Below are 10,244 nucleotides of genomic sequence, written 5' to 3' on the forward strand. Positions count from 1 at the left end.
TTGCCTAGTTTATAGCTTAGATGATTTTTGAAATTTGCTGCTTTTTGGTAGCTAGTTTGTAAGGCTTTAATCTCATTATCTTTTTTAGATATCTGCTCTTTGAGAGAAATTATCTGATCTTGTAAAGATGGCTCTTGTGGTGGTTGTGGCGTGGTTTGTGGTTTTACTACAGATACTGGCTGTTTGCTTATTTGTATTAGCTCTTCAAACTGCATTTTTCTGGGATAAAATGGCTTTATAGTTTGGTTTTGAATTCTACTCTCTAGCTCATCTAAATAATAATTTATATCTTTCATTGCATCTATACCATCAAAATCTGCAAAATGATACTCCCACCATTTTAATTTTAAAAGCCTATTTCTTGTTGGCTCGTCAAAGCGGTATTTTAGTATTTTAGCTGGGCTTCCGCCTACTATAGCATATGGCGGTACATCTTTTGTAACGATGGCATTTTGAGCTACTACGCATCCTGTATGTAGAGTAATTCCTGGCTTTAAAAGAGCGTTTGTGCATACATATACATCATTTTCAAATATTGTTAGTGGCGATGGTGAAACTAAGTGATGACATGGGGTATGTGTATAAGATTTGCCAATTTGTCTTATGCTTGCATCTTTAAAAATATAAAAAGTTGGATTATATATAAAAGATGAAGTTGAAATAGTATCCAAAGAAAGATAAAAATTTAATTAATATTTAGATTAAAATTGATGGTAAAAGCTTGGCACCACGCCAAAGGGCGTAGCACACTAGTCAAATTCATCTTCATCATCATTGGAGTTTAAAAGCGTTACTTTAACGGCTCCAATGCTAGTTCCATCCATCTTTATAACTTCATAAATGCAGTTTTGATCCTCTATAGTATCGCCCACAACCGGTAATCTCTCAAATAGATTAAACACATAACCGCCAATCGTAAGCTGCTCTGTCTCTTCATCAAATCTAATACCCATTATCTCTTCAACGGCTTCTATCTCAAATCTACCATTGAATTCATATGTATCATCGGCAATTTTTTTATAGTTTTGGTCTTTATCATCGTGTTCGTCATTTATATCGCCCACTATCTCTTCGATTATATCTTCCATAGTAAGAAGTCCTGCTGTCCCGCCATACTCATCTACTACAAGGGCGGCTGAAATTCTATCTTTATTCATCATAACAAGAATTTTGGATATTGAGCTATTTTCTGGGACTATGATAAATTTTCTTACGATTTTATCCAAATTTTCTATTTTGCCATCTAGATCGTTTTGTAAAATATCCCTTATATGAATCATACCCAAAACGCTATCTTTGCTACCATCGATATATGGAAATCTAGTATATTTGCTCTTTATTATTATGTTCATATTTTCTTCAAAACTCAATTTTTTATTTAAGCAAACAACATCTTTGCGTGGAGTCATAATCTCCTTAGCCACTGTATCACTAAAATCAACGGCGTTTTTTATAATCTCGCTCTCCATGCTATCTAGCACACCGCCTTTTAAGCTCTCGCCAACGATGATTTTAATCTCCTCTTCAGAGTGCGCTAATTCGCTCTCTCTAGCAGGTCTAATGCCAATTAGCTTTAAAAACATAGCCGCTATAAAGTCAAATGTGCGAATAACTGGGAAAAAGATAATCCAAAAAAAGTATAATGGTCTAGCTATCAAAAGCACGGCTTGTTCGGCCTTAGCGATTGCTACTGACTTTGGTACAAGCTCACCAAGGACAACATGCAATAAAGTAATAAAACTAAAAGCGATAACAAATGATACTGTGTGTAAAGTAGTGATATTATCAATGCCAAATATCGATTTTAACGGCTCTCTAATAATATCAGCCACGGCTGGTTCCCCAATCCATCCAAGAGCAAGGGAGCTAAGGGTAATGCCTAGTTGCGTAGCACTAAGATAAGTATCTAGCGAATTTGACATTCTTAGGGCGAGTTTAGCATTTGGTCGTCTCTCTTTGACAAGCTCTTCTAAACGAGACCTTCTAACCTTAACAATACAAAACTCAGACAAGACAAAAAAGCCATTTAAAAATATGAAAATGGCTGCCAAAATTATCATAATAATGGGGTAACTCTCCAAAATATGTCCTTAAAAATCTAGATAAATAGCTCCAATTATAGCATAAATTTTAGAAATTTAGACTAATTTGAGCTTTGCTGGATTAAATTCTCTCTTGTTTTATTATCTGTCTCATACTCAAAACCACCGCCAAAAGCCTTAAATACAGAAACAATGCTATTTACAGCTTCTAAATTCGCACTAGATAAGCTTAATTTTGCCGATAGCAAATTTCTTTGAGAATCTAGTAGCTCCAAATGACTACTATAACCAGCATCATAGCGACTTTGAGCTATGTCATAGACCTTTTGTTGGCTTGATACTAAATTTTCCATACTACGGGCTTTCATAAGCGAATTTTTCCTATCATCAAGTGCGGTTCTAATCTCGCTAAAGGCATTTTTAACAGCCTTATCATAGGCTAAAAAAGATGCGTTTTGATCCAAATTTGCTAGCTTAACACTATTATATGTGCGACCAAAATCTATAAGCGGTGCTAGTAAGCTCCCGCCTACATTCCACGCTGTTTTATTAGAATTTATCAAATTATCTAAATCATTGCTAGTATAGCCAAACATACCTGTGATGGAAATTTGAGGTAGCCACTGAGTTCTAACTACACCGACTAAAAAATTGCTTGACTTTAATCTCTCAAGCGCACTTGCTACATCGGCTCTTTTTAATAAAATATCTGAGCTAATACCGCTTGGAACTTCAGGCAACATCGGTAAATTAGTAGATACATTCATATCAGAATACAAAATTTCATTTAAATCTCCGCCAACTAATATTACAAGAGATGAGTTAGCTTGTGAGATTTGCATTTGTAAGCTAGCTAGCTGAGCCCTTGCCTCATCAGCAGTAGCAACAGCTTGAGCGTATATCAACTCATCTATCTCACCAGCAGCTAATTGCATAGCTCTATACTCCACACTTTGAATATATGAATTTAGCGTATCTAGCAAGATCTGCTCTTGCTCTTTTAAGGAGACAAGCAAGAAATATGTATTTGCCACGCTACTTGCTAGGCTAATTCTAGCACTCTCATAATCAAATTTAGTCGCATTATATATAGACTGACTTGCATTTGCCTTATCTCTTACTCTACCCCACAAATCAAGCTCATAGCTCAAAACAGCACTTAGAGAAAATTTATTTATATTATTGCTACTAGTATCTGCCATGCCCTCTTTAGTCGCTTCGCCTTGTAATGAGATATTTGGAAGATACTCAAGCCTATCTAGCCTTAGATTGATTCTAGCTTTTTCTATATTATTTAACGCAATGAGTAGATCGCTATTGTTTTGTAATGATTTTTGGATTAATATATTTAACTTATCATCACCAAAGCTCTCCCACCACTTCTGACTAACGCTATAATAATCCATCTGGTATCTATACTCTTGCTCTATCTCAATCATATCAGGACGAAGTGAGCAACCACTAATAATAGCTGCTATAAAAACCATAATAATCCTATTCATCTTTTGCTCCAAATTTAGCTCTTTTGCTATCTAGCCACTCATTAAAGCTCTCTAATATATAGAAAAATAGTGGCACAAAAAATATCGCAATTGTAGATGCTGCTATCATACCACCAATTACGCCAGTACCTAATGCGTGGCGTGATGCAGCACCTGCTCCAGTAGCTAACGCCATCGGTAAAACCCCTAAAGTAAAGGCTAGTGAAGTCATAACAATCGGTCTAAATCTCATCTTAGAAGCACTAATGGCCGCATCTTTTATGCTTTTACCAGCGATATGCTCCTGCATAGCAAATTCAACTATCAAAATCGCATTTTTAGCCGCTAAGCCTATTAAAAGAAGCAATCCAATCTCAAAATAGACATCATTGCTAAGACCACGCAAATATGTAAAAGCTAACGCCCCAAATACCGAGAATGGCACGGCTGTCACAACCGCTAAAGGCATTAGCCATCTCTCATATTGAGCTGCCAAAATCAAAAATACAAATATAAGACCAAATACAAATGCTTGAGCTCCTTTACCTGTGCTACTGACCTCTTGATATGCTGAACCGGCCCAACCTATATTATACTCATTACCAAGCTCTTCTTTTATAATCCTTTCAATCTCTTTAATAGAATCTCCAGAAGTATATCCAGGCTTTGGCTCACCCATAATTTTAGCGGCTGGAAATCCATTAAATCTATCGACATTATCAGGGCCAAGACCCCTTGTAAGAGTAACAATAGAATCAAGTGGCACTAAATTTCCACTTGCACTACGCACATAAAGTAGCCCCAAATCATCAGGAGAATCTCTATAACTCTCATAGGCTCTTATATTTACCTTATAGGTCTTACCAAGGATGTTAAAATCATTTACATAGTATTGACCTATGGTTGAATTGATAGTATCAAATATATCATTAAATGAAATTCCCATCATCTTAATCTTATCTCTATTTAGCGTTAGATTATATAGAGGGAAATTAGTATCAAGCGTGGTTCTAACTTGAGTTAAAACTGGGCTTTGATTGGCTTTTGCTACGACTCTTTGCACATCGGCTTCTATTTGATTATAATTCTTACCGGTTATATTTTGTGCGTATAATTCAAAACCACCTGTCATAGATAGCCCCATAATCGGCGGTGGCGTAGTCACAAAAGCTAAAGAGTTTCTATCAGCACCATAGAGCATACCCATAAATTGCCCCGCCATAGTAGCGGCTGAATTTTCTATACCGGGACGCTCATTCCACGGCTGAAGAGTGATAAACATCATACCAGCATTCTCTCTAAGCGACCCAGCCATCATATCATATCCTGTTAGCGTGGTTACGCTTTTGACATTTGGATTTTTAGATACAACACTTTCTATAAATGCAGCATCTTCAAGAGTTCTTGGTAGGGTTGAGGCTGGAGGTAAATTTATGATAGTTAAAATACTTCCCTTATCCTCAGCTGGGACTAGTCCGCTAGGAATTATCTTAAACAGCTCAATCATCATAAAAATTATAATCCCAACGCTAATTAAGCTAATAATCACATGACGCAAAATCCTTGCTACACCAGCTGAGAATATCCTTGTTGAAAAGTCAAAAAATTCATTAAATTTACGCACAAACCAAAATGGTGGTTTCTCCTTTTTACGCAGTATTATCGCACAAAGTGCAGGAGTAAGAGTAAGAGCTACAAGCCCTGATATACACACAGATACAACCAAAGTTAGAGCAAATTGCTTTTGTATCACACCCACAAAACCTTCCATAAAAGAAACTGGGATAAATACCGCTGAAAGCACTAACACAATGGATATAACAGGTGCCATAATCTCATCCATAGCCTTGATGGTGGCTTCTTTGACGCTTAAATTTGGCTCTTCGTGTAAAATCCGCTCGACATTTTCTATAACGATAATGGCATCATCAACGACAATCCCAATAGCCAAAATAAGAGCAAAAAGGGTAATTAAATTTACAGAAAATCCCATTATATAAATTCCCGCAAATGCCCCCAAAATAGATACTGGAACGGTAAGCAGTGGAATAAAAGTAGCCCTAAGATTTCCTAAAAACATATATATAACTATCACAACCAAAATAATTGCTTCTATAAAGGTTTTAATAACCTCATCAATAGATACTTTGACAAATTCAGTCGTATCATATGCTACTCTATAGGTCATATCCCCTGGGAAACTCTCTTTTAACTGATCGACTCTAGCCTTTACAGCTTCAGCAGTTTCTAGGGCATTTGCACCACTTTGTAAAAATATAAGCACTGGCACCATACTACCACCATTAAAACGCCCAGCAAATGCATAACTTTGCGATCCAAGCTCTATACTAGCGACATCTTTTAATCTAATAATATTACCACTTAAATCAGCCCTTACTATAATATCTTCAAATTCGCTAATCTGCGTTAGCCTACCCTCTGGCTTGATAGAATATACATAAGGGTTACCCGTAGCCATAGGCTGCTCACCAATCTTACCAGCTGCATATTGTGAGTTTTGCTCTCTAATGGCCGCTATTACCTCATTTATAGTCATATTATAGTGTTTTAGCATTTCAGGCTTGATCCAAATTCGCATAGAATACTCTTTATTACCGATTACTACGGCATCCCCTACGCCTTTTACACGCTTTAGCTCATCTGCTATATTGATACTTACATAATTAGATAGCTCTGTATCATTCATCTTTTTGCTTGGATCATAAAATGCTAAAACCTCTAATATATTACTACTTCGCTCATCAACCTTTACGCCAACCCTACGCACCTCTTCTGGCAATTTTGATAGTATCGGACTTACTCTATTATTGACATTTACTGAAGCCGTTTGCGGATTGGTGCCAATTTCAAAAAATATATTTAAGCTCATAGTCCCAGATGAGCTTGATGTGCTTTGCATATATATCATATCATCAACGCCATTTATAGCCTCTTCTAATGGAGCGGCTACGGCACTGGCTATGGTTTGAGCATCAGCACCACTATATGTGGCTTGGACGACGATTTGTGGTGGGGTGAGTTGTGGATACTCCTCCACGGCGGCATTTTTAAGCCCGATTAAACCAGCTAAAACAATTATGATAGAGATAACGCACGCAAAAACTGGGCGATTTATAAAAAATTTAGAAAACATCTATTCGCCTTTTGTTGCTACAATCTGCACAAGCGAGCCATCTTTGATCTTTTTAAAATTATCCAAAACTACCTTATCTCCATCTTCTAATCCACTTGAGATTACTACGCTTATGGCATCTTGAGAGGCAATTTTAATGGCTTTTTTTACCACTTTATCATCTTGAACGACATATACAAATGGATTTACTAAATCTTGTAATACGGCAATTTGCGGAATTTTAAATCCATTTTTTTGATAAAATCCATGCACTTTAACAGCGGCAAATACTCCTGGGCGAATTTGGGTTTGGTTATTATCAAATTTAGCCTTTGCTTTTATCGTGCCACTATTTTGATCGATTACGCTATCGATAAAATTAATAGTCCCATTATACTCATTGCCATTACTTAGCCTAATCTCCACTTTAGAATCTAGCTGCTTCCACTGACCGCTTGCACTTTTTTCATCTATATTTAACTTATCAGTATCAGAAATGCCAAATTCTACAAATATCGGATTTAGCCTTGTGATACGCACTAGATCATTATCAGTAGCACTCACATATGAGCCAACATCTTTAAGAGTATCGCCAATCACCCCATCAAATGGTGCCCTAACCACCGAATAATCCAAATCCACTTTAGCGTTATTTAAATTTGCTAGTGCTGAGCCATACGCACTACTAGATGTGTCAAATTCTTTAGCTGATATTGCATTTTTAGATCTTAATATCACTGCTCTATCATATTGTGCTTTGGCGTTTTTATAAGTTGCTAGCTTCTCATTATAATTGGCTCTATATTTTGCTTCATCGATTTGATATAGCTTCTCTCCTTGTTTAATCGTGCTTCCAGGGGTAAAAAACTGCTTTTCAATGGAGCCAACTACCTTACCTTTGATAATCACATCCATATCACTAACAACTTGACCATTAAATTCAAGAGTTATCGGAATATCTCCCATCTTTGCTACCAATACGCTTACTGGCAATGCTGGAGCGGTTTGCTGAGTGCTATTTTTCTTACTATCGCTGCAGCTTACCATCATCAAAGCAGTAAAGCCAAGAGCCAAAATTCTCCCTAATTTATTCATACATAGCCTTTCAAATTTTTGCGATATTCTACAACAAATTTAATAAAAAAAAATTAATATAAGCAGTTTTAACCAAAAAAATGATTAATATTTTCCAGTTTTATCTTGATATTTATTATCAAAAGGAGAGCCAAATCTCCATTTGATAATTATTTTGAATTTAAAGCTTTTTCTAGCTCAATCTGTTTAGGATAGACAAAAATTGTTTTACGATCAACGCTAATTAACTCTTTATTATCATTAGCGTATGCATGAATCATAATATCTATTGGCGTATCGTGTCTAGTATCATTTACCAAAGTATGGGTGGTGCTTAGCACTACTATAATCTTCTTCTTGCCACCAGCTTTGAGAGTTATAGGCTTTAGAGGTCTATCGATTGCTATTTTAGTCTCATTGACATCAAAATAGTAAGAGTGCTCTGTATTATCTGTATTTTGGATTAAAAATGTATAGGCGTTTTGAACTTTTAAGCTATTATCATCAAGCACTTGAATGCTATATAGCTGGGTTGCTCTATTTATGTTTAGTAGCATATGCTCTTTTTTAGTCGTCATAACGCCAAGTGCGATTATAGCTACGCACAGCACAACCATATAAGCAATTGTTCTAAATCTAAAATATTTAACCTTATTTCCAGTTTTTACAGCCTTAGCACTTGTCCAGTTTATCAAACTTTTTTTACCAAGCTTACCCATCACTTCACTACACGCATCGCTACACTCTAAGCAGTTTATACACTCTAGTTGCATGCCTTTTCGTATATCAATGTGAGTTGGACAAACCCTCACACAAGCCTCACAGCCAATGCACTCTGCATCTGGGGCGGTAGGCTTTTTGCCTAATTTCATATGGCCATCATAAATTTTACCACCACGATTTTCATCATAGATTACTTGAATGGTATCATTATCAAACATAACGCTTTGAATTCTCGCATACGGACAGACATAAACGCAGAAATTCTCAGCCAAATACACCACATCAAATACTAAAAACGCACTAATTCCTATTAAAATTCCAACTAAAAGCTTATGCTCTGCTGGATTAGCAAGATAAGCAAAAAAATCCTCAGGTGGCACAAAATACCACATAAAATTACTCGCAGCGACAAAAGCAAGAGCTATCCAGATTATCACTGAGATAAATTTTTTAATGATGTTGCCATCAAATTCTTTTTGCTTGTCTTTAATATTTTTACGAATTCTAAGAATTTTGGTGCTGATTAAATCTCTATAAATTACACGAAATATCGTCTGCGGACAGGTCCATCCGCACCAAACCCTTCCGCCTAAAGTAGTCATAAAAAATATACTCAAAAACAAAATAATAAGCAAAAATGGCATCAAATATAGCTCTTGCATATCAAATGAAGTAAATAGCAAATGTAGCTGCTTTTTATCAAAGCTAAGCAAAAATAAATGATTGCCGTTAATACGAATAAATGGAGTTATCAAAGCTATTAAAGTAACGATAGAATAGACAATATAGCGTCGCTTCGTGTAGTGCGTAGGAGAGCAAGACATTTGGAATTTCCTTTGAATTTTTGGCGACGATTATATAACTTCTTATATTAAAACATAATTAATAAAAAATTTTATATTATTTGTAATGAGTATTTAAGTTAAATTTGATTAAAATTACAATTTTTAAATTTTAAACGAAAGGTGGTGAGGATCGTGCCAGGAGTTAAGGTACATCCAAACGAGTCTTTTGATGAGGCATACAGACGCTTTAAAAAGCAAACTGATCGTAACTTAGTAGTTACCGAAGTTCGCGCTAGAAGATTTTTCGAGCCTATGACTGAAGTTCGCAAAAAGCAGAAAATTTCAGCTCGTAAAAAAATGCTTAAAAGACTCTATATGCTTAGACGCTATGAGTCAAGACTCTAATACCATAATGACCGCTTCGGCGGTCTTTTTAACGCTATTTTTATAGCTTTTTTGAATTTAACTATATTTTCCATTACGTTTTAGATATGTGTAGGCAAATGATAGCACTCCGCAAAAATATTTATTAGTGATGGATTAGCAAAATTTAATCTTATAGCTAAATTTTACTTTAATATTAGCTAGTTTAAGTGCCTTAAAAAATTCCATAAAATGGTAAAAATGGCTAGTGTGGCAAAATATTTATCCTTTGGGGCTAGAGTTTTATCATTAAAGCTATCATCAAGATATTTAATAGCCTTATCAAATATTGAGTTTTCACTAACGATTGACGCTTCTATTTGTTTATAAACACTAATTAGCTTATTTGTGTCTAAATTTAGCATTTTTTCTCCTTTATTTATATTATTTTAACTTCGCAAGACGGGGCTAAGCCCAGCTTTGCGACCAAAGTTTAGCACTTTACAAAAACCTCGGCTAAAGCCGTCGCATTCGCTGGTTTTCAAGGAAACCACCCCTAAAGGTGTCGCATTCGCTGGTTTTCAAGGAAACCACCCCTAAAGGTGTCGCATTCGCTGGTTTTCAAGGAAACCACCCCTAAAGG

At 35.8% G+C, this 10,244-nt stretch carries 8 protein-coding genes; 1 reads left to right on the forward strand and 7 read right to left on the reverse strand.

All coding sequences use genetic code 11. The features are described 5' to 3' along the window. The 6 genes from CSUIS19073_RS07600 to ccoG form a co-directional block, all read right to left on the reverse strand. Positions 1-671 (reverse strand): CatB-related O-acetyltransferase (locus tag CSUIS19073_RS07600; protein WP_337214403.1); only part of this gene is annotated, 671 nt, incomplete at its 3' end. A gap of 78 nt (positions 672-749) precedes the next feature. After that, positions 750-2,060 (reverse strand): hemolysin family protein, encoded by a 1,311-nt coding sequence (locus CSUIS19073_RS07605; protein WP_086237452.1) that lies wholly within the window; start codon positions 2,058-2,060, stop codon positions 750-752. Positions 2,061-2,143: 83 nt separating this feature from the next. After that, positions 2,144-3,544: an efflux transporter outer membrane subunit gene (locus CSUIS19073_RS07610; protein WP_086242378.1), complete on the reverse strand. Its 1,401-nt coding sequence runs from the start codon at positions 3,542-3,544 to the stop codon at positions 2,144-2,146. Beyond that, positions 3,537-6,677: an efflux RND transporter permease subunit gene (locus CSUIS19073_RS07615; RefSeq protein ID WP_086237454.1), complete on the reverse strand. Its 3,141-nt coding sequence runs from the start codon at positions 6,675-6,677 to the stop codon at positions 3,537-3,539. The genes CSUIS19073_RS07610 and CSUIS19073_RS07615 overlap by 8 nt, the downstream gene beginning before the upstream one ends. Next, on the reverse strand, positions 6,678-7,751 hold the full coding sequence (locus tag CSUIS19073_RS07620; RefSeq protein WP_086237455.1) for an efflux RND transporter periplasmic adaptor subunit: 1,074 nt from the start codon (positions 7,749-7,751) through the stop codon (positions 6,678-6,680). A 149-nt stretch (positions 7,752-7,900) separates the two neighbouring features. Then, positions 7,901-9,277, reverse strand: a complete 1,377-nt coding sequence (gene ccoG / locus CSUIS19073_RS07625) for a cytochrome c oxidase accessory protein CcoG (protein ID WP_086237456.1) — start codon at positions 9,275-9,277, stop codon at positions 7,901-7,903. A gap of 153 nt (positions 9,278-9,430) precedes the next feature. On the opposite strand from ccoG, the gene rpsU reads away from it, so the two are divergent. Further along, entirely contained in the window at positions 9,431-9,643 is a 213-nt protein-coding gene (gene rpsU, locus CSUIS19073_RS07630) for a 30S ribosomal protein S21 (protein WP_086237457.1), read from the forward strand. A 179-nt stretch (positions 9,644-9,822) separates the two neighbouring features. On the opposite strand, the gene CSUIS19073_RS07635 is transcribed toward rpsU, so the two are convergent. After that, complete coding sequence (locus tag CSUIS19073_RS07635) at positions 9,823-10,026, reverse strand: hypothetical protein (protein ID WP_086237458.1); 204 nt, start codon at positions 10,024-10,026, stop codon at positions 9,823-9,825. Positions 10,027-10,244 lie beyond the last annotated feature (218 nt).

Origin of the sequence: Campylobacter sp. RM19073 (genome assembly GCF_024723495.1) — a bacterium.
Lineage (GTDB): Bacteria > Campylobacterota > Campylobacteria > Campylobacterales > Campylobacteraceae > Campylobacter > Campylobacter porcelli.

Coding starts and splice junctions, on each gene's coding strand:
- CSUIS19073_RS07605 (WP_086237452.1), bottom strand. CDS start 2,060: ATGATAATTTTGGCAGCCATTTTCATATTTTTAAATGGCTTTTTTGTC.
- CSUIS19073_RS07610 (WP_086242378.1), bottom strand. CDS start 3,544: ATGAATAGGATTATTATGGTTTTTATAGCAGCTATTATTAGTGGTTGC.
- CSUIS19073_RS07615 (WP_086237454.1), bottom strand. CDS start 6,677: ATGTTTTCTAAATTTTTTATAAATCGCCCAGTTTTTGCGTGCGTTATC.
- CSUIS19073_RS07620 (WP_086237455.1), bottom strand. CDS start 7,751: ATGAATAAATTAGGGAGAATTTTGGCTCTTGGCTTTACTGCTTTGATG.
- ccoG (WP_086237456.1), bottom strand. CDS start 9,277: ATGTCTTGCTCTCCTACGCACTACACGAAGCGACGCTATATTGTCTAT.
- CSUIS19073_RS07635 (WP_086237458.1), bottom strand. CDS start 10,026: ATGCTAAATTTAGACACAAATAAGCTAATTAGTGTTTATAAACAAATA.